Origin of the sequence: Shewanella sp. NIFS-20-20 (assembly GCF_019209865.1) — a bacterium.
In the GTDB taxonomy this organism is placed as follows: domain Bacteria; phylum Pseudomonadota; class Gammaproteobacteria; order Enterobacterales; family Shewanellaceae; genus Shewanella.
In genome coordinates this window covers 44,107-63,025 of the sequence record NZ_JAHUTT010000015.1, presented here as the reverse complement: position 1 = coordinate 63,025, position 18,919 = coordinate 44,107, and the positions used below count along the sequence as shown (strand labels likewise).

The 18,919-nt window shown below is 44.6% G+C and carries 19 protein-coding genes; 8 read left to right on the top strand and 11 right to left on the bottom strand.

Annotated features, from left to right (window positions below; all coding sequences use genetic code 11):
- Positions 1–20 precede the first annotated feature (20 nt).
- Positions 21–3,095, bottom strand: coding sequence for a hypothetical protein (locus tag KU855_RS07075; protein ID WP_218529602.1), 3,075 nt, complete (start codon positions 3,093–3,095; stop codon positions 21–23).
- A gap of 814 nt (positions 3,096–3,909) precedes the next feature.
- Positions 3,910–4,110, bottom strand: coding sequence for an AlpA family transcriptional regulator (locus tag KU855_RS07070; protein WP_218529601.1), 201 nt, complete (start codon positions 4,108–4,110; stop codon positions 3,910–3,912).
- 195 nt (positions 4,111–4,305) lie between these two features.
- On the opposite strand from KU855_RS07070, the gene radC reads away from it, so the two are divergent.
- From radC to KU855_RS07045, 5 genes are all read left to right on the top strand, one after another.
- Positions 4,306–4,782 carry a DNA repair protein RadC gene (radC, locus tag KU855_RS07065; protein ID WP_218529600.1) on the top strand — a complete coding sequence of 159 codons (477 nt, stop codon included), beginning with the start codon at positions 4,306–4,308 and terminating at the stop codon, positions 4,780–4,782.
- A 60-nt stretch (positions 4,783–4,842) separates the two neighbouring features.
- Positions 4,843–5,205 (top strand): hypothetical protein, encoded by a 363-nt coding sequence (locus tag KU855_RS07060; protein ID WP_218529599.1) that lies wholly within the window; start codon positions 4,843–4,845, stop codon positions 5,203–5,205.
- Positions 5,206–5,320: 115 nt separating this feature from the next.
- Positions 5,321–5,662 carry a type IV toxin-antitoxin system YeeU family antitoxin gene (locus tag KU855_RS07055; RefSeq protein ID WP_218529598.1) on the top strand — a complete coding sequence of 114 codons (342 nt, stop codon included), beginning with the start codon at positions 5,321–5,323 and terminating at the stop codon, positions 5,660–5,662.
- Positions 5,663–5,852: 190 nt separating this feature from the next.
- On the top strand, positions 5,853–6,266 hold the full coding sequence (locus tag KU855_RS07050) for a DUF2787 domain-containing protein (protein WP_218529597.1): 414 nt from the start codon (positions 5,853–5,855) through the stop codon (positions 6,264–6,266).
- A gap of 129 nt (positions 6,267–6,395) precedes the next feature.
- Entirely contained in the window at positions 6,396–6,956 is a 561-nt protein-coding gene (locus tag KU855_RS07045) for a tyrosine-type recombinase/integrase (protein ID WP_218529596.1), read from the top strand.
- Between the two features lie 53 nt (positions 6,957–7,009).
- Here the strand turns inward: KU855_RS07045 and KU855_RS07040 are convergent, their stop codons facing one another.
- On the bottom strand, positions 7,010–7,624 hold the full coding sequence (locus KU855_RS07040) for an inovirus Gp2 family protein (RefSeq protein WP_218529595.1): 615 nt from the start codon (positions 7,622–7,624) through the stop codon (positions 7,010–7,012).
- A 467-nt stretch (positions 7,625–8,091) separates the two neighbouring features.
- On the opposite strand from KU855_RS07040, the gene KU855_RS07035 reads away from it, so the two are divergent.
- Positions 8,092–9,177 (top strand): hypothetical protein, encoded by a 1,086-nt coding sequence (locus tag KU855_RS07035; RefSeq protein ID WP_218529594.1) that lies wholly within the window; start codon positions 8,092–8,094, stop codon positions 9,175–9,177.
- A 688-nt stretch (positions 9,178–9,865) separates the two neighbouring features.
- Here KU855_RS07035 and KU855_RS07030 read toward each other — a convergent pair.
- Positions 9,866–10,597, bottom strand: coding sequence for an amino acid adenylation (locus KU855_RS07030; RefSeq protein WP_256260911.1), 732 nt, complete (start codon positions 10,595–10,597; stop codon positions 9,866–9,868).
- Positions 10,598–10,772: 175 nt separating this feature from the next.
- On the opposite strand from KU855_RS07030, the gene KU855_RS07025 reads away from it, so the two are divergent.
- Positions 10,773–11,012, top strand: coding sequence for a hypothetical protein (locus KU855_RS07025; RefSeq protein ID WP_218529593.1), 240 nt, complete (start codon positions 10,773–10,775; stop codon positions 11,010–11,012).
- A gap of 67 nt (positions 11,013–11,079) precedes the next feature.
- The gene (locus tag KU855_RS07020; RefSeq protein WP_218529592.1) at positions 11,080–11,430 is read left to right on the top strand and encodes a hypothetical protein; all 351 of its coding nucleotides are present in this window, start codon (positions 11,080–11,082) and stop codon (positions 11,428–11,430) included.
- Between the two features lies 1 nt (position 11,431).
- On the opposite strand, the gene KU855_RS07015 is transcribed toward KU855_RS07020, so the two are convergent.
- From KU855_RS07015 to KU855_RS06985, 7 genes are all read right to left on the bottom strand, one after another.
- Positions 11,432–12,298: a hypothetical protein gene (locus tag KU855_RS07015; RefSeq protein ID WP_218529591.1), complete on the bottom strand. Its 867-nt coding sequence runs from the start codon at positions 12,296–12,298 to the stop codon at positions 11,432–11,434.
- Positions 12,285–14,696 (bottom strand): fimbria/pilus outer membrane usher protein, encoded by a 2,412-nt coding sequence (locus KU855_RS07010; RefSeq protein ID WP_218529590.1) that lies wholly within the window; start codon positions 14,694–14,696, stop codon positions 12,285–12,287. Before KU855_RS07010 ends, KU855_RS07015 begins: the two co-directional genes overlap by 14 nt.
- Before the next feature lie 51 nt (positions 14,697–14,747).
- Positions 14,748–15,434 (bottom strand): molecular chaperone, encoded by a 687-nt coding sequence (locus KU855_RS07005; protein ID WP_218529589.1) that lies wholly within the window; start codon positions 15,432–15,434, stop codon positions 14,748–14,750.
- An 81-nt stretch (positions 15,435–15,515) separates the two neighbouring features.
- Positions 15,516–16,043 (bottom strand): hypothetical protein, encoded by a 528-nt coding sequence (locus KU855_RS07000; protein ID WP_218529588.1) that lies wholly within the window; start codon positions 16,041–16,043, stop codon positions 15,516–15,518.
- Between the two features lie 155 nt (positions 16,044–16,198).
- A complete protein-coding gene (locus tag KU855_RS06995; RefSeq protein ID WP_256260910.1) occupies positions 16,199–16,855 on the bottom strand; it encodes a LuxR C-terminal-related transcriptional regulator in 657 nt (218 codons plus the stop codon).
- Between the two features lie 94 nt (positions 16,856–16,949).
- Positions 16,950–17,987, bottom strand: coding sequence for a P1 family peptidase (locus KU855_RS06990; RefSeq protein WP_218529587.1), 1,038 nt, complete (start codon positions 17,985–17,987; stop codon positions 16,950–16,952).
- A 114-nt stretch (positions 17,988–18,101) separates the two neighbouring features.
- Positions 18,102–18,836 (bottom strand): hypothetical protein, encoded by a 735-nt coding sequence (locus KU855_RS06985; protein WP_218529586.1) that lies wholly within the window; start codon positions 18,834–18,836, stop codon positions 18,102–18,104.
- Positions 18,837–18,919: the final 83 nt, after the last annotated feature.

The window sequence follows — 18,919 nt, the reverse complement described above, 5'->3', positions numbered from 1 at the left end:
TATTGTATTTCTATTTCTTACTAACCGATGTCGAGAGCAGCACCAAGCTTTTGTGCTATAACACGGGCAACTTGTTCTGGAACATTGGGGTACGCAAGCCAACGGCCTTGCGCCATCTGGGCGTAAAAAATATTACTTGAAAGAACTAACGCTCCAGTTAATGAATTAACAAGCAACACTCTGTTTTCCCCAACCATGTCCTTTTTTTGTTGTAGGTAAATAACTTCTGGAGAACAACCATTGCACAACACCAAGGCTCTTTCTAACACAACAGGTAAACCAACTCTCGCAGGGATCCAAACAGTCCCAGACCTTGAGTCATAATTAATTGGTGGTGGATATATTTCTGGATGAGTTTTACTATATTTCTTCGCAACCTCATTGATAGCAAGCCACTTCGCCCATGCTGAATCACGCACAAAAGCATAATGGCTTTCATTCGCTAATACATGAATTTTATCGAATCTCACATCAAGGTCTTGAAGTTTCCATAGCTCCCATATATCTGATAGTTTTCCTGTCGGATTTTTTTTAAAGTAGCCTTCTATCGCGATAAATCGCATTGCTTCATCTTCAGAGTTGCCAATGGACTCCATTGTATTTTTTCCCACTTGCGCCTTAAACCCTTCAAGGTCACCTGACCAATTAGAAATTTTAGTTGCTGGAACTGCTGCAAATTGAAAACCTAAGCGACTACTAATTTCTAGTGCTTTTTCACTATCCTGTATAACCAAACGCCATGATCCATTCTCAAGTGATTCATTATTTCCCCCGTATGCATGCCAAGCATCCTGCTCTGCCGCGATTAGTTGCCAATGCTCTAGCCGCAATGTCCCTGCTACCCCCCAAACAGAAGAACCAGAACACATAACGGGTAATGAATAAAGAGTTGGTGCAACAGCGTGAACTCTGGCCGTATTCCCCTTATTAGTGGTGGATAGCTCAATATATCCTCTACGACGAAGTTCAAAAAGTGCAAATATTGGCTCAAGATCAGAGTCGTTTGATTGAATTAGGCGCATTAGAAGGTTTTTAGCCTCCCCATAAGCCAGACTGCCAGATTGAACGAGACGATCTAAAAATTTTCGATAAATACAGCTATTTTCTAAATTGAAGGTCGCCCGTTCTTGAAGTACAGCGGCATCGAGAGAGAAAAAATGCTCTGGCTCACTCTCTATTTTCTCTTCATATATTTGGCCAGTTAACAAAGCGCCGATCATCCCATCACGCGAGACTTGAGCTTTGCCAAAACGATCTAGACAAAAATCTCCACTGATCTGTACAACATCACCACTAAGCCCTGTTACTTTTAGTCTTGCCCTTCCGAGTTGGTTACCTTTTGAATCGGTAACTTGAATGTCATAGTTAGCACTTTTCGCACTTGGAATTCGTATATGGAAACGTCTTTTTAGCTTTAGATATTTATCATTGAATGCATTTTTTGGGGATAGACTAAAGCTAGGTTGCTCCTCACTAAAATTAATACCACCGCTACCTAGTAAGCAACTATCATCAGGAGCATCTAGTTCTATAATTGGTAGATCATACGGAAGGTACATCCGGGTATAGCCACGCTGGACTGACCGTCCACCGACAAAGCGGATAGGATTGGGCTTTGAATGTACCTGCGATCTTCCATCGGGAAGAAGGCGTTGCGCATCGCTTAAACCAGAGCAATCCATGAGACATAAAAGCTTCCAGTCATCAGGAATTCCATCAGCCTCAATAAATTCACTTACTGGCTGCTCTCGGACAACATACTGCCTCAGGCTCTCAGTACTCTTCGGCGGTGCAAGCAAATATGCAGGACCATTCGCGGGAAGGCTACTGGGCTTCAGTTCTAGCAGTCCATTTATATTGTCATTAGAAGGTACAAGAACCCATAGGGGGGTAAGAGGCAATGAAAGCGATAATCTCAATGGTTCCAAATCATCAGTACTACTGTATTTCAGATTAAATGGTTGTATATCACGAGCTGCTTTAGCCGCAATCTGCCAGATTATGTTATCTTGTGAACCTTGTTCCCTACAGCTTATACCTTCAGTCCCCCAAAACTTCCCTGTCCAAAAAAAACCTAAACACTCTAGCTCGAAATAACCACTGTCTTGAAGTGCTGGCAAAAACCAGCGCGGAGAAAGCGTTAATTGGTGCTGAGAAGCCACTACGAGCGATATTCCCAATTCTAAATTATCACCTCGCTCGTAAGCCCCCTCAGAAGAACTATTGTCAGCACTTTTTCTAGGTATCGAGCCATCCCAGTCAGAGTAAGCATAACGAACAATCTCACGAATCGGCCTTTCAAATTCAGAGTCATCTAATGCCTGATTAAAGCCAGTAGAAAATAGATTTTCACAGCCTTTAGCATAGCCAATAATTTCTTCCAGCTTATCTTCTGACAATTCTTGCCCAGTCTTTAGCTGCAACTGAAAAAAGCAATGGGGTAGGCGCTCTAGGTCATGCTGCTTTACAATACTCTGCGACGCTGGCACACCAATTTTTTTATACCCACCCAACCTTCTCTTATGGAAAAAGCCAAACTTTCCGTCGCAAGACTCCGACCACTCTTTTAAATCTTCCCACAACTTCTCAAGCTCATGCATATCGACTGAATTGAATTTATTAGTCAAATTCAGCTCTTCGATAAAATTTTGGTAGTAGCCACCAGTCCCAATCTCAGAGAAGTTTCGAACTAATGCAGCTAAATAAGGTAGATAGGTCGGTGCTTTGAAGCCTCGATATGTAGAATCAAGATCCTCTGGGTCTTCGTAACTAATGAATGCAGATATTGATGTAGAAGTTCGTTGTGCGAGTAGCTCTGTCGCTTTTTTTACTAAACTGCAGTGTTCTTTGACACTTGATGGACCTTTGCGAACCGCATTTAAGAACCCCGAATCTCCACCAATATCTTGCCCAACTTGGTTGAAAAAATCTCTGTCTACGCGAAGAAAAACCTCTTCTCCTCTAGATGCTTCAGAGAAGAAGCAGCGTAATAGGCGTAAATTCCATTCAAAAAATAAATCTCCAGATGGTTTGCACTTCATCCATGCTAGAGCCTCTGAAGATTTAGTTATAGAGAAGCCTGATTTCATATTCATCCACCCCTTACTCCATAATGCTTTAAACTTATAGAATAATGACTAGAACCCTCTCCATTTTTTAAAAATGTTCTAAATGACATTTTCTTAAAAAAAATCACTCCTAATACTCTAGATAACAAAAGTCTAATTTTGCTGTCGTTGCTCATATCAGCTATCCCTTGCAATCATTTTTTCAATTTGTATTCAACAGTGGCAAACGAAATAACGTTAACATTCTAAATTACATTCCATTGACATTTTAGATGCTAACTTATACAGAATCTTTATCTCTGATCGCAAAGTTAAAAAATATTATTCCATTCATAAAGCCCCCTTTAGACGTAATCCCATCTAATCATTCCCCTTTTTATCCCTCATTTTATAGTCTTATGGTCCATTACTTTAAAGTACAATCAACCTCATTTGAAATAAATAACATGGATTTAACCTGTAAAGATTGCGTATTTACCGCCAAGACCAATAAATTCCCAACAAATTTCACATCTATATCATCCTTATGCTGTAACCAATAACGGCACAGCAAAGCAGCTGGTGGCATTTCGCCCACCAGCTGCTTTTTACTTTCTATTGATTCATTAAGGAGGCTTTATGCCTATAGCATTTATTGCTGGCTTTGCGGTTGGCGTCGGTATCTATCGAGCTTTGAAGGAGTCTTACTATGTTTAATTTTGTGATGCAAAAGCCAATAGCGGAGCTGTTTCTGCTTGGTGTTATTGCTGGCTACAAATGGGCAGTTGAGAACGATAGTTAAATCTAGTGTTTAAGCCTGTAGGGGGATAATGGCCCCCCATTTATGCTGTTATGACAGAACTTAGCAAGACTTTTCACTTTGTAAATCCCGTTCTTCAATCCGCTCTAATATCCACTCTTGAATTTCACTTTCTACCCAAGCCACTGCACGACAACCTAGTGATACCGCTTTGGGAAACGTACCGTCTTCAATATATTTATAAATTGTTGAACGTCCTAAGCCTGTAGATGCAATAACGTCTTTTAGTTTGATTAGTTTCATGATGAGGTCCTGGTAGTTAATCTCATTCAATAACCAGTGACAGTATTTTTTAACTTGCAGTCCCTTCCCTAAACCTGCTCTCAACAATCAACAGCCCTCACGCCATAACTCATTAATTTTCCATCTAACTCAAAATTTTTTTAGATATATATCAATTCTGCACATAGACCAACTAAGCAAACAAGGAGCCTTAAAATGCCAGCTAAATCATCAGTTCCTGACACCGTAATCTGGCCAAAAACGCCTAATGAAGTTTTAGCCACTGCCGCCAACATCATCGCCGAAAAGTTAGTTTCTGACGATGTCTTCACTAATCCTGAAGCAACTAAACAATTTTTGACCTACAAGATGATCAACTACGAGCGTGAGGTATTTGCAGTAATGATGCTCGATAACCAACATCGGCTAATGGGATTCAATGAGCTGTTTTTTGGCACCATTGATGCTGCCAGCGTCTATCCCAGAGAAGTAGTAAAAGCCGTATTAGCAGTTAATGCCGCTGCGGTTATCTTGGCCCACAATCATCCATCCGGTGAAGCTGAGCCCTCTCAAGCTGACAAACTGATCACCAAGCGTTTAACCGATGCATTGGCATTGATCGATGTGCGAGTACTCGATCATATCGTGGTAGGTAAAACACCAGTGTCATTTGCTGAGCGCGGCTTGCTATAGCAACTGTGTAATCAACAATGACGAATACCAACAGGTTACCAAATCTATAAGGAGTCCAGCATGATTGAATTTACTGACAGTTTTTCTCAGGCGTGTGTAGCAGAAGCTTGCGCCGCGTTTCCTGACTTGCGTAGAAGATTAATGGTTGAATTGATCTTACCGATGTTTGCAAGACCGCTTAATGAGAGAGGTGAGACGACAGGTCAACCCATCATCAAACCCAACCCGAGCTTGCATAAGACACTGCTATTTGTCTCTCCAAGAGATCTGGTTGAGCATTTACCAAAAGAGATTGGTTTTTGCCGCTATCACTGTACCTGCAATGAGTATGGCCAACCTACCGATGTTTGGCAGCGTTCAATCAACGGTATCTATTACAACCATGGCTGTAATCAGCACTCCAATTGGAGCGTACATACCTAAATACATGCCCCAAATTAAACATCTGCCATCACTACTTATCTGTTCCTCTATAGCGTTACCTCGCTTCCACCAGCAACACATCAATAACTCAACAAATATTCAAAGGAGTATCAGCATGACAACGATTCAATCATCTTTACCCTATCAATGGGGCTTACAGCGTAATATTACGCCGCGATTTGGTGCGCGGCTTATTCTGCAAGGCAGTCGTTTAGACTTCCTGTGGGATCGCTCAGGCTTTGTCGGCAACTTTCCCCCAGAGCAAGGTCAGCTACTCAACGACGCCTTCCCAGAGATCATTAAGCAACTTGAGAACCAAGTATCACTGGGTCACCTCGATGCGCGTCAGCAACGCAGCATAACCTTACAACACGCTAGCTTTACCTGTGAGGCCGATACCCTCGGCAGTCACGGCTACCTCTATATTGCGATCTATCCAACCACAGCTAAGCACTAAGACAACTAACGCTCCGTACAGCCCTCAAAACTTATTATCAAAGCCAAGGTTTAGCCGCGAACATTCAACGCTGATAGCACTTAAGCTTCCCCTTAAGTTAGCCCTTTAGCGACATCCGTAACCGCTTCAATATCACTAAGCCATGTGCTGGTGGTAGCCACTTACTATCTAATTCTTTAAGGAATAACTCATGACCATACAAATCGACAACACTCAAACACCTAAAATGCCTCGCGCATTCTATCAATTGCTTGAACAACAACTTCAAAGCCTCACGCCCAAAGAGGCTAATGTCATCACGCTGAACTTTCGTGATCCCGACTACAGCGCCGAAAGCGGCGGCTATCATCCAGTAGAGGTGAGATTAGAGAAACAGCAAGACTATTGGCGACTCGTGTACGTCACCGATTTGGCTTATCACGGCCACCCCTATCCAGAGCTAGTTAAGGACATTGATATCTGCTTTAACTCCAAGCAAGTGTATAGCGTGTTCAGTGGTTGGATAAGCCAACAAGAGGGGCAAGAACTAATCGACCTATTTAGTCACAACTTCGTTGCCTACCATCAGATGGGGGCCTATCAGATAAGCCATTGCCTAGGTTGACTCTATATTCATATTTCAACGCCAAGTTCCCATATTGGTAAAACGGGAACACGCAATCCCTTACCCCACGGGACTTTGCGAAACCAAAGTGCCCAAAACATCGAAATAGCAGAAAAAAGGAACATGCCCATGCCTGAGGTCCAAGCCGTTAAAGATCATGATACCGTTAAACTCATTAGCTACTTGTTAGAAAGACAGTTTAGTCAACAACTAGCCGATGTGTGGAATATAGGCCTTAACCTTGCTCTACGTATTTCTGATCTACTCTCAATTAGATTCAGCGACATCCAAGGCGACAGACTTATCATTAAGGAGTCTAAGACTGGTAAAGTTGCCAATATTCAACTTAACTCGACAACTATTGAGCGGATCACTCGTATCCGTGATGACCATCCTAACCATATCTACCTGTTTCAATCCTACCGTAACCAACGTGCTAAGACCGCCAAGCCTGCACCACTGTCCAGACGCTACGTAGGTAGAGCGCTTGCGATGATAGGCGAAGAGGTCAAACTTGCGTTAGGGACTCACTCTATGCGTAAGACTCGTGGTTACCTACTGTACCAACAAACCAAAGATATTGGTCGGGTAATGAAGATGCTTAGGCATAGCGGTGAGGAGACAACTCTTCGTTACATTGGCATTGAACAAGAGGATGTTGATAAAGACTTCATTAACTTAGAGATATGAAACCTTGTTGGTTTGCTATCGGAGGGCCTTTAACGCCCTCCTTTATTTTTTGTCTAATAGAACACCTTTCGGCTGTAACCGATATTACGGTTACCGTCATTTATATCTTTGGTTGCTACTTTAGCCAAATAGGTAAACCGTTGCCAAAAGCTATCAAGTTGACTATGACAGTCAATTGAGTTTCGATCTAAGTAACAAATAGCATTCTGAGGGATATGAACTGATGCCTTAACTTCTATGTCTAACATACCTATTGCGCTCGACCAGGCCCCTACAATACGTGAATACATATTGTCTCGATTTAAGTCAAAAGCTCCTATGTGAGCGAATGCATCTTTATTAAAAAATAGTACTAGATGATAGTGCCAATTATGAGATCTAGCACGCTCCCTTACCCACACATAACTAAACCCTAGTGGATGATGTTGATTACGCTGTGACTTCCATGTATTTAGTCTTACTTTAAATGCATCAATAAACCGCGATATACAGGCTGAGTCTTGATAGTGAATATTGTCAGGGAAATGTAAGTCTATTCGTAAGCAAGTTATACGATTATTACACGCTAACTGCTGCTGAATTACTTTATAGAGAACTGATAAATAGTTCTCTACATGATGATATTTAGACGGTGTATTTAGCTGGTGGAAAGACTCTAATTGAAACATGATTCATACTCCTATGATTAATTACATAGGTTTATGCATCTGAGTAATCTTTTACATAATTATTGTTCTAAACACGTACGGAGTTAAGAGTTATCTATATATTACCATTACCGAATCACACCCTACAGGCAATACCCTGGAATGCTAAAACAATAAATTAACTTACACCTTAGAAGCTATTACACCCTCCCATTAAAACTACCCCACTACTACTCTGGAATTAAATCAAAAGACATTAACTATAAAAACCAAAAACACTCGTAGCACTCTTATTAACACAAGTTGAGAAATCACAATTAAACAACTACAGAAAAACGACGAAAAGCCTTGTATAGCGTGAATAGAAAAATACTTAAGCCACTAAAAAGCCACTAAAAAGCTACAAGAAAACTACCAATAAACTACGCTTTGACCACCACAGAATCACATGGTAGACTTTAACAAACTAAATAAATAAAACCAACACAATGTTAATACTGAGCAGACTTGATTCACAGGAAGAAAGAGAGAATAGGTTCCTACTAAAAAAATTAATTAAATCAAAATCGCTAACATTAGATTTATCAACAAAAAGTAAGAGAGAAATTCACAGCTTAATTAGTGAATATTTCGAATTAACTCCAAATAGGATATTAAAAAGTAATATCGCAAATGCTTATTTGGAATTAAATGACGAAACAAAATTCACATATAGAAACATTAAAAAAATAAATGACGAGATATTGGAATCTTGCAAATTAAACATACTAGATAAAAGTCACTTCTCTTGGTTAAACCAAAAAGACTCATTAAGAACTTTAATATGTTGGTATTTCATCAGGACAGGGAAAGATATAAACCACACGCAGTATGCACCTACATTCCAAACGGATAAAGAACCACCGATTAGTCACTATCAGGACAATACAACAAAGGTTTACGAAACAATAATTGGAAGCTATTATCTTGACAACTCAATACACAGGTTTAATTCAATAATATATTTTTTAGACTTATGGGAAACTACGGTAACGGTGCATTACAATGCAAAAACACACTTAATAGAGTGTTTAAAAAATGAATTAAGAGAATATGAATCATACACACTAAAAGACATAAGTTGGTTAGTAAAAATTGATGCACGAGACATAGATTGGCTTTGGAATAGTGTAAGTGAAAACTTATACTCTAATCATTTATTACCAATAACCCTCCAAGACAAATATGAATGTTCCATCACAGCTATTCATTTTGCAATAAAAAAAGATAAACAGAACACAGATAAGTATCTTAAAAGGCTAAGAAAATCTCTTACAATGAGAAACTTAAGGCTCAAAAATAAAAATTTAGATAAAAATATCATTAATAACCATCATGATAAAGCTATACAGGAATTGAAGTATTTAGCAGACTCATTAAAATCTCAACTCGATTCAATACAAAAAAATACTGACAAATTGAGCATAAATAAAAAGGCTGATGCCCAAATAGATGAAATCAGTGAAAGAAATGACAGCCTCATTGAAGAAATCAAGGAGATAATCACAGCACCCTCAAATAATGGTCTATTTTAGTCAGTTTTCTGAAAATAGAAATGGCCAACCCTTTTCCCAAGATTTAGGGCTAATGAGTTGTTTGATAGGGCTGCACTACATTTAAAATAACAAGGAATTACCTGTTTCTTATGATAATTCACAGCCGTGACATATCATTTATGGGCTACATTTCTTAGTATTGCATACTCAATCTACCAAAAATTATCGCACTTTCCGTTACAAATGTTAGTAGTACTTAGTTGTCAACTTCAAAGCGTAGAATCAATAACTACATGCATTTCTAGTTACCTTTTACACACTTGATTTAAAAAGGCTTAACTTGTTTACTAGTGGGGCTGTAACTCGCAAAAGTCAGTCGCTTAAGCATAAGATTAAAATGAAGTAAATAAAGCCTAAAGGGCTAACCACAATGAGCTGAATGAGTATGTAAGATAGTTGTTCTTAGGATGCGACTATTGACTTCCACACTCCCCGTTCAACATACAAGCTTTCACCTGAACTATGTGGTGGGTAAATTGGTGGGCAGTAATGCGTATTACAGCAACAAATAAACACCAACGATTTGATTTAATGTGCTTTTAATAAAATAATACACATTCAAATTCAGAACGTGGAATAAGATTGAAGCGGTTAGACTAGCTCACAAAACACCTTAAAAAGCCTCAATATTTGAGGCTTTTTGCTTTATGTCACCATCACTGAGGGGTCACTCAAGCACCCTTAGTGCGGGGGCCTCTGGATAGGGGCAAGGGAAATCGCCGGCGTTAACATTGGGATAGCGCTCGGTGCTCAGGCCGCTGGCAAAGCGATAGAGGGCATCTTCGGTAAAGCGTAGCGCGGGATAAAATTGATCTTGCTTGCGTCGCTGCCCCTTGACTCTACGGGGGCGCTGATTGATATAAATGCTAAGTGCCCAGGCGGTGTCGTGCTCAAAACCAGGCGGCCGATAGTTATCAAAATATTCATGAAGATACGCGCTGAGATCCGCGATGTGGGCACCAATCGAAGGATCTAAATTGCGAAAATAAGTCACTTGGCTCTGTTCAAAGAAATGCTCAATATTATCCAGCACCCAAATGCCATCTTCATCGGTACTCATCACCCCCCTTGCCCGCAGCCAACCCACAAGATGCAATTTCCAGTATTGATAAAAATCTGCTAACACCTGCTCGCGATTAGGCTTCATCGGATAGTGGTTGAGCATGCAGTAGCGGCTATGCGCCTCCATAAAGACCACCAGCCAACTGCCGTCATCATAGGGATACCATTGCTTGCCCGACAGGTGGATCACTTGGCCCTGCCAGCTCATTCGATGGGCATTGGTGCTAATGGATTGTACCCCTGGATGTGCCCCCTCGGCGTCAGTTATCCGCTCGAGCGGCCAATTTAGCATCTTACACAATGAGTTAGATAAACTTAATAACAGCGCCATCATCATTTACCGTTAGCTGGGGTAAGTTTTATGCTAGCAGCTTAGCTTGGGCTTTGCGCTCAATCATGAGGGTAACGACACATTTAGTGACCAATTGCTGCGGTGGCTGACTGGTTAATTTAGCCGCAACACCGCATACTTGATGATTAAGATTCTCAGGACGAACCGTAGGAGCCTTGTTATGAATGCTGCAACCTTAGTGTTACTCATCCCGATTGTGGCGATTGTGTGTGGCGCCATTATCTCCATTGTTAAAATAAAATCGTCGCAACAAGATATCAGTCGTCACCAACAGACGGCACATGATGAGCTCCAAAAAGAGGTCGCAAAACTTAAGGAAAGAATTGAAGTGCTTGAGGCGTTAGCCGTTGATGAACAACAACAATTACGCCGTGAAATTGAGCAACTGAAACGCGCTTAAGGCCATTTTACCCTCAAGGCAATTTTAGTTAGACTGGTGTCAATACTATTCACTATTGTCTGAGGGAATGATGAAAATCAATCGACGCCACAGCGCCCTTGATCCCCTCAGCATGCTCATTCGCGTGGTCAATTTGTTGTGCTGGTTGTTATTTTTTATCGCCCTCGGCGTATTTCATTACGGCCGTCCTGAGATTGATTATGGGGTTTTGCGCCACATGGACATCGCCATTCGCAGCGAATGGCTCGATGGCACCCAACCTTTTTTGTACCTGTTATTGTTAGGCTGCGCCTTGTTATCGATTACGGCGTTTTATTTGCTTAAACGGCGCAGTCGGCGCCAAGGCGATCACCGTGGCTACAACTTGGTGAGCGTTTTGGCCTTTAGCGTCGGACTACTGCTATTAATTACCTTGTAATTTAACGGGCAAAAATACTCACAGTCACCACATCTTCATACTGGCCCGCGCGCGCATAGGGCGAGGCTTGGTTCTCAAACACTAAACTTACGTTTTTACCTGTCTTGGCCCGCTCGGCAATCACCAGTTGCGCTTCGCTCGCTAAATCGATGACTTGTCCGGCAAACAACATCTGGTATGGCACTTGATGTTGGCTCTGTTCCACGTGCACTAAGGCGCCATGGTTTTTGGAGCTCACCCGCATACTCACCATGGTGTTGCTTTCTAAATACACAGGTAATTCACGCTGGTTACGCCGAGTTAAATCTCCTAAGTGCAATCGAACTGAGGTGCCCGCCGGTTGCAGCCAACCGCCTTGAACGCCAGCCAATTTTACTTGCACAAATGGATTCACCTGATAATCAAAGCCGTGGCGCTGCCAGCCTCGCTGGTCAAGCTTGCCCCCCGCTAACTTCACATCTAGCATGCCTTGATAGCGCCCAGGAGACAGTAACTTGCCTTGAGCAATATAGACCCAAAGATCATATTGCTGAGCCCCGTTTAAGGACATCACATGATGATCTCGCCCCAAGTGATTGAGCTGTTGCCGATTGGCCCGCATCATTTGATAGTTGGCCATGGTGCCTTGCCCCTGCAACTGTAATGGCCCGCCTTGCGGTTGACGCACTATCAGTTGTTTGGCACAGGTGCTAACCCCTCTATCGAGGTGCAAATGTGCTGGGATCCAGACGCCATCATTATTGGTATCGATTTGGGCTGCGGCCGTGACAAAGTCGAGCTGCCAGCGGCCTTCGCACTCGGCCATCGCCTCGGCGCTCATCAACGCGAAACCGAGCCACACACCAAGCATTAGCTTAAGGGCGTTCATGGTTATCCTCCTTGGTACAGGTCATGGACAAGATGCCCATGTCAATTAAACTTGAGGCCTTGGCCTCAATGGTGACCGACATCGGCTGGCAACCGGGCTGAGCTAGGCGCATCTCATACTCGCCGGGACTCACGCCGGCAATATAAAAGCGACCTTGCTTATTAGTAAAGAATGCTAATCCTTGCCCAGAATTATCAATCTCACCCTGCAAGTAAGCCAATGGTTCGCCTTCGTGATTGCGTAAGATCCCCATCGCCGTATACGAACTGTCGGAACCAATCACGGCCACATGGCCAGTGGCCGCCCCCGGCGAGATGGTCAATCGACTATCTCCCCAGTCATAGCCTAAGGGGGCATCGGGCACATTAATATCAATGTTATTAATCGAGTACGCCACATCGAGTGGCAGTAATCCATTGAGGGTGCCATCAGCTGCGGCGGTATATTCACCGCTCTGATTCACCTCTAATTGCAATTCACTCTCGGCCAACGTTGGGTGTAACTCGGCCACGAGGAATGGCCCCGGTTGAGCTCGGCCCCAGCCCACATGTGAGCCAGCCAAACCGATGGCGGTATTGGCACGAATGGATGCCGAATAACGAGGATCGCTGTCGTTAAATTGGGTGCGCTCGGCCACCGCCTCCCAGCGACCACGATTGCCGCTATAACTTACTTGAGCAAGCTGGCGGTCACGTTGATCTTCGTATTCAACCAAGGCGCGCATGCCCATATCACCGACCCGATCATTATTGAGACGACTAAAATCAAGCCGCGAACGATTAGCCTCAGTGTTATAACTGGTGCCTAAGTTGTAGCCTCGCTCGGCATTGGCCCAGTGCCAATCGAAGGTCAAAAAATACTGCCAATCCCCTTGGGGGAACTCGCTATTTTCGCCGTAGCTCATGCCCGCCCCAAGGTTAATATTGCCTGAGCGCCAATTAAGAATGGCGGTGCTATTGAGCTGCTTCTCACCGTCAGGGGTATGGTAATAGGCCCCTGAGACATTGGCATCCCACTGACCGTTAATGGTCCACACATAGTTAAATAGCATCCGCTGATAACTCAGGCCATAGGCCTCATCTTCCCACGGCATCCCCATAAAGTTATCGGCGTATTCAAAGGCGAGCCGTAAATTCGGGGTTTGACTCGGCGAAGCGCCAACCACGGTACTTTCAAAGTTCACGGCATAAATAGAGCCAAAACTATCAGTATTGCTCAGCGATGCACGCAAACTCAGATTGCCGACATCGGTGCCAATGGTGGCGGTGCTTCCTAGCCCTTGGCCATATTTAGCGGCCGTGGCATTGACCCCGATGGTCAACCATGAGGTCCAGCCATATTCGACAAAGCCGTTAGCCGCCCACGTCGATAAATACGCAATGCCATCATCGCCATAAATAGACGGTACCCCTGCACTCAAGGAGTAATTGACTATGCCCTGTTGCAGCAAGGTACTGTTATAAAACTGGCTGAAAGTTAAGGTTTCGGTTTTGCCCGACAAGTAGCGTACATACACCACGATGTCATTCGCGCCATTGTTCATCGGCAAGTTGGCTAAATTAAATCGGCCCGCCTCTTGGCGACCGCTATAAATGATTTGGCCGTTGACGGCGATGTCAATGTCGGCCGACTCTTGCAAGATCAAAATTTGCTGATTGTTAGGGCCGATCACCCGGTTGGGTTGCAATTTGGCGTAGTCACTTTCAAGGCTGAACCCGCCGATATTAAGGCTCGATAAAAAGCCCGAGGTGCCCGAGGTCACGTCCCCTAACGATAGGCGCATGGGTAAGTGGGGATTATCGTAAAATGCCGTCCACTCGCCCCGTAAAAATTGCGATTGCCCCTCATCTAACTCGAGGTAATTGGCCGTGGTGATATTCAGCCCTGAGGCACCACCAATATTAAATTGAGCCAACCAATCAATGGCGCTATTTTGGCTCTGCTCATCCCCTTGCCAATTTTGGGTATGGGCAAAATTGAAGCTATTTAACCAACTAAAATCACTGCTGGCCGATGGCACAAAGGGAATATAGTCTTCAGCAAAATCGACGCCTATCTCGCCCATCGCGTGCGTGGCGATGACCACAGATAATGACAAGGTTTGGCTATCCAATGTGACGCTAATGCCCGCTTGAGCTAACGTCGATACACTCACCATTCCCTGAGTTTGGGGGTTGGCAGCCAATGCCTGCCAGGTCGACGCAGCGACACGACCGCCCAATTGCGCTTGCAACGCCGGTAAAGACACCGCGCCAATGTCCATGCCTTGCAGTGTGACAGCCACATCACCTAATTCGCGATCACCTGACCATAAGGGCAATGACATTGTCATGGCCATCAGTGGTAACGGTGATACCAGCAAGGCGAAGATAATACTAAGCCACATCCCACCTTTCATTTACTGTCCTTGTTCGCCGACGGCAGCGCCAATTGCTAGCGCGATCTTGGCTTAATATCCTTGCGCTTCAACCTCAATCAATGGCTCTACATCGCTAATCACACTGGGGACATTAATGCGTACGCTCTGGCCTGGTGCCAAAAATTGACGTTCGGCGCCGGCTTTTAAATCGTCCCAGCGCCACTGATATTGTTGTTGCTGGCTGTTGGCGCTAAAGCGAACTTGTGGCAATACGATCACCCCATTGCCTTGATTGGTCATGAGTAATTCAGAGCCATCGGCATGGATCTCAGTGGTCATTGCCGGCAGCACTTGCTGCGGGGAAACAAATACCAGAGCCCCGATTTGAAAGAGCATTTTAATGCTGTTATCTGCCTCTTGATCTTTAATGGGCAACTGACTAAATACCACGCGGTAAGACTGCGCTTCGCTCACGGGGGCGCCAATATATTTGACCTTAATGGTTTGGCTCTTACCGGCAGGAATTAATGCTTGTGGAGGAAAGATAAAAAAGTCGTCGCTATCGGTAAGGGTTTCAGGCGCTTCACCGGCCACTTGTCGTTTTTTTACAAATATTTCAACCGGTAACGGTTGTTCAGTAGGGTTGAGCACTTGGAAAAAACGTTCACTTTGCTGGCCTTGATCTTTGAGAAAATCGACCATGGGGTATAGCTCAAAACTATGAGCTAACGGGGAGAATAACAACACAGCGTTCAGTAGTACGGCACTTAGGCGCATATAATCCTCAAAAAGGGGCCCGCGGCCCCTTGTTTATCCCCAATCTCACTATCTCATGTTGGGGTTTGTCCTGAAATTAGCTTACTGTGGGTACAGAGATACATACATAGAAGTTGCGTACTTACCCGCTTTCTCCCATGAGTTAACTTCTGGCTGAACGGTCAGTACGTTCATGCTACCCATGTCTTTCACTGTGGCATTGCTCACGGTGAAGTTTTTAGAAATCGCGTGGTAGTTCTCAGTAGAACCCGCATTGGTGTTGGCATCAATACGGCCTTGTTCACCGTTAAACTTAACCACTAATGGGATAATATCTTCATTGTTATTCTGATTAATGAATGGCTGAGCACCGACCACTAATAAACCATTGCTGCTATCAATATTGCACCATGCTTTAAACTTAAACTCACTGGCTTGGCCTTTTTCCAAGTCCAACGTCATGGTGAGATCTTGCTTAGTAACCATGCGGCAGCGCTGTGGCACTTCACCTTGCAGATCGACGTAGAATTGAGTTTGACCGTCATCACGTGCTTCGCTTGACCAATTGGCTGCGCCAGCAGTGGCAGTGAACATAGCGGCAATCATTAAACTAACAGTAGAGGCTTTCATTTTCGGACTCCTTCCCAGATTTATGTGTGTGGTTATTTCCAATACACTGTATAAATCTGCTGCCAAATTAACTATCGGCCAGATGGCCAATTGCCATGGCAATGAGGAGGGAGAAACTACCTAAACCGCCAAAGTGGTGATCCAGATCACACTAATCAGGCCTCTGCGAGCAACAACGAGGTTAATTGTCCTCGGCCTTGCTTGCCTGTTTTTAACAAAATACTCGACACATGGCTCTTAATGGTGCTGGGACTGACACTCATGTTCATGGCAATGTCTTTATTACTTTTCCCTTGAATGAGGCATAAAAATACTTGTTGCTCACGAATTGAAAAGCTGTATTTAGTACTCAGTTCATGAATGGTTTGCGTGGGTTGCGGAGTCTTTCTGAAGTTTTGCCTTAACGACAAAGACATGGCGTGACGACTAAACCACAACTCTCCTGCGATAATAGTCCTAATGGCCCGCGGCATCATTTCTAAGGTGGTATTTTTGATGATAAGCCCAGAATAGCCCAACGAAATAAGCCCAGGGACACTTTCTTCGTCAATGGTCTCAGCATTAACAATTAACCAAGCACCGCCACGCTCAAGGGGATTAATTAATAATGAGGTTGGATTGCCTAAGGACGCTTTATCAAATATCACTAACGTCTCGCTATCGAGATGCCATAATGCGCTGGCATCATTAACGGCGATAAATTGATAGCGCTCAAAAATACTGCTAAGTCCGGCAACCACCATGGTTAGCCACCCCGGACTTGCTGAGGCAACGTATATAGTGCGGCAATCCATTTTTTTCTCTGCTGTCATTATTTAACCAGCAAGAACCTTACCTTACACCTTTAAAATCAACAAGCTAACTTAATTTGATGATACATTTTGTTACAACCGAGCTCGTGCAGGTTTATAACGCTTGCGCGGGGATCTCGCTGGCCGCAGGGATCCCCCCTGCAGAGCGCGCCTTGGCTACCGCCCGATAAATGGCTTGCTCAACCACTTCAGCGGCAACCACCCCAAGCAAGTTAATGTCGTTCACTGTGACTTCGCCAGTGCCGGCGGCAAATAAGGTATCACCATCATACAGGCTGTGTACCGGTCGAATCGCGCGAGCAAAGCCATCATGACCCATTTGGGCAATTTTTAATGCCTGTGCCTTGGTGAGCTTAGCGTTAGTTACAATCGCACCTATGGTGGTATTGGCACCAGCAAACCCTTGACCTTCAACACCATTTATCAGTAATTGTGTTCCAGAAACAAAGCGTTTGCCATCTTCGCTGCGGGTGGACGCCACTAAGGTATTGTCCTTTACCACGTCGCCCCAGGCATTCACCGCTACCAAGGCACCGATCACGGCACCATTAGCTAAGGTGGTGCTATAACAGCCTAAGCCGCCCTTGGTAGCGCGGGCCATGCCGGCAATTTTACCGACACTGGCACCGGTGCCGGCACCGACATTGCCTTCCTCGACACCGAGTCGATGCGCAGCCTTAGCCGCCGCAAAGCCCATTTTGGCATCTGGACGAGCGTTAGCATCCCCTAAGGCGAGATCAAATAGCACTGCGCCGGTTACAATCGGCACGTTCGCCACCCCAACATCAAAGCCAATGCCTTGTTGCTCAAGGTATTGACTCACGCCCGTCATACTATCAAGCCCAAAGGCGCTGCCGCCTGACAGCACGATGGCATGGACTTTATCCACTAGATTTTCTGGCCGCAGTAATTCGGTTTCACGTGTACCGGGAGCGGCACCGCGAACATCCACGCCAGCGCTCGCACCCTGATCAAACCGCAGCACAGTAACCCCGGTTAACCCTTGATGATCTGACATCTGCCCGACCTGCAGTCCTTGAATGGCAAAGATCGCCTCGCAAGCATTATCGGCAGCAAAAGTGCTGGCGCTGACAGTTAAACTCAGCGCTAACAAACAGAGGTACTTGTTCAATCAACTCACCTAGGGGTTCTCAATGACTTATGACGGCATCATACCTGAATTTATCCATGAATTAAGCCGAACATTGCGCCATTGTGAGCCAGCTAAGCACAGCCATCCTTGCGGTTACTCTTCAGTTTGCTCTTGGGGATACACCCGATCGCCAAGCCACACAAACACTAAGGTCAGCAACCAAGCTAATAGGGTCGGTGCGGATATTTGGCCATTGAGCATCGCACTTAATCCGCCAAACACGGCAATGGGCATGGCTAAGCTAATGGCCGGCAAGAAATGCGGCACAGGTAAGGATTTAAGTTGCTGCAAACAATAGATAAGTAACACCAGTTTCACCACGATGGCTAAGGCTAGCCATTGCCCCAATCCCAGTAAGATCATGGCCGGAAGTAGCAGCCATGCATTGGCCGGTGTACTGGGTTTCCAGCGATGGCCACTGAAACAAATCAGTACCAGCGCCACGATTTGCCACAAGGTCAACGACGCTTCGCCTGCCAAGCGGCCTTCGGCTTGCAAGACCACTAGCCCAAAAAATAACGAGCACGCCATGGCGACCAAGAGTGCGCGAAATTGCCATAGCCGCTGTTTATCTAACGCTTGAATGATCACGGGCACCATGATCCACACACTGAGACTCATTTCTAACGACTGGCCACTTAAGGTGCTGAGATATATCCACAAGCCTAAAATCAAATAGGCTGCCGCCACGCCTGCGCCGGGCATAAACACCAATACCGCCAGCAATACTGCCAGTTCGGGTAGCGCCAGTTGTTGTGCTGCCAACCCTACCGCCAGCGACACACAAAGCGCGCATGCAGCGACCCAATACACAATGGCTGTCGTCATAGCATCCCCTGCATAGAAATTAGCTAAGGTATTAATTCAGTGTTGTTATTTCAACATAGTCAGTCAAGCGGCTGAGGTAAACT

Bases quoted from the DNA above. Each gene is read 5' to 3' on its own strand.
- KU855_RS07075 (WP_218529602.1), bottom strand. From the start codon at position 3,095: ATGAATATGAAATCAGGCTTCTCTATAACTAAATCTTCAGAGGCTCTA.
- KU855_RS07070 (WP_218529601.1), bottom strand. From the start codon at position 4,110: ATGAAACTAATCAAACTAAAAGACGTTATTGCATCTACAGGCTTAGGA.
- radC (WP_218529600.1), top strand. From the start codon at position 4,306: ATGCCAGCTAAATCATCAGTTCCTGACACCGTAATCTGGCCAAAAACG.
- KU855_RS07060 (WP_218529599.1), top strand. From the start codon at position 4,843: ATGATTGAATTTACTGACAGTTTTTCTCAGGCGTGTGTAGCAGAAGCT.
- KU855_RS07055 (WP_218529598.1), top strand. From the start codon at position 5,321: ATGACAACGATTCAATCATCTTTACCCTATCAATGGGGCTTACAGCGT.
- KU855_RS07050 (WP_218529597.1), top strand. From the start codon at position 5,853: ATGACCATACAAATCGACAACACTCAAACACCTAAAATGCCTCGCGCA.
- KU855_RS07045 (WP_218529596.1), top strand. From the start codon at position 6,396: ATGCCTGAGGTCCAAGCCGTTAAAGATCATGATACCGTTAAACTCATT.
- KU855_RS07040 (WP_218529595.1), bottom strand. From the start codon at position 7,624: ATGTTTCAATTAGAGTCTTTCCACCAGCTAAATACACCGTCTAAATAT.
- KU855_RS07035 (WP_218529594.1), top strand. From the start codon at position 8,092: ATGTTAATACTGAGCAGACTTGATTCACAGGAAGAAAGAGAGAATAGG.
- KU855_RS07030 (WP_256260911.1), bottom strand. From the start codon at position 10,597: ATGATGATGGCGCTGTTATTAAGTTTATCTAACTCATTGTGTAAGATG.
- KU855_RS07025 (WP_218529593.1), top strand. From the start codon at position 10,773: ATGAATGCTGCAACCTTAGTGTTACTCATCCCGATTGTGGCGATTGTG.
- KU855_RS07020 (WP_218529592.1), top strand. From the start codon at position 11,080: ATGATGAAAATCAATCGACGCCACAGCGCCCTTGATCCCCTCAGCATG.
- KU855_RS07015 (WP_218529591.1), bottom strand. From the start codon at position 12,298: ATGAACGCCCTTAAGCTAATGCTTGGTGTGTGGCTCGGTTTCGCGTTG.
- KU855_RS07010 (WP_218529590.1), bottom strand. From the start codon at position 14,696: ATGAAAGGTGGGATGTGGCTTAGTATTATCTTCGCCTTGCTGGTATCA.
- KU855_RS07005 (WP_218529589.1), bottom strand. From the start codon at position 15,434: ATGCGCCTAAGTGCCGTACTACTGAACGCTGTGTTGTTATTCTCCCCG.
- KU855_RS07000 (WP_218529588.1), bottom strand. From the start codon at position 16,043: ATGAAAGCCTCTACTGTTAGTTTAATGATTGCCGCTATGTTCACTGCC.
- KU855_RS06995 (WP_256260910.1), bottom strand. From the start codon at position 16,855: ATGACAGCAGAGAAAAAAATGGATTGCCGCACTATATACGTTGCCTCA.
- KU855_RS06985 (WP_218529586.1), bottom strand. From the start codon at position 18,836: ATGACGACAGCCATTGTGTATTGGGTCGCTGCATGCGCGCTTTGTGTG.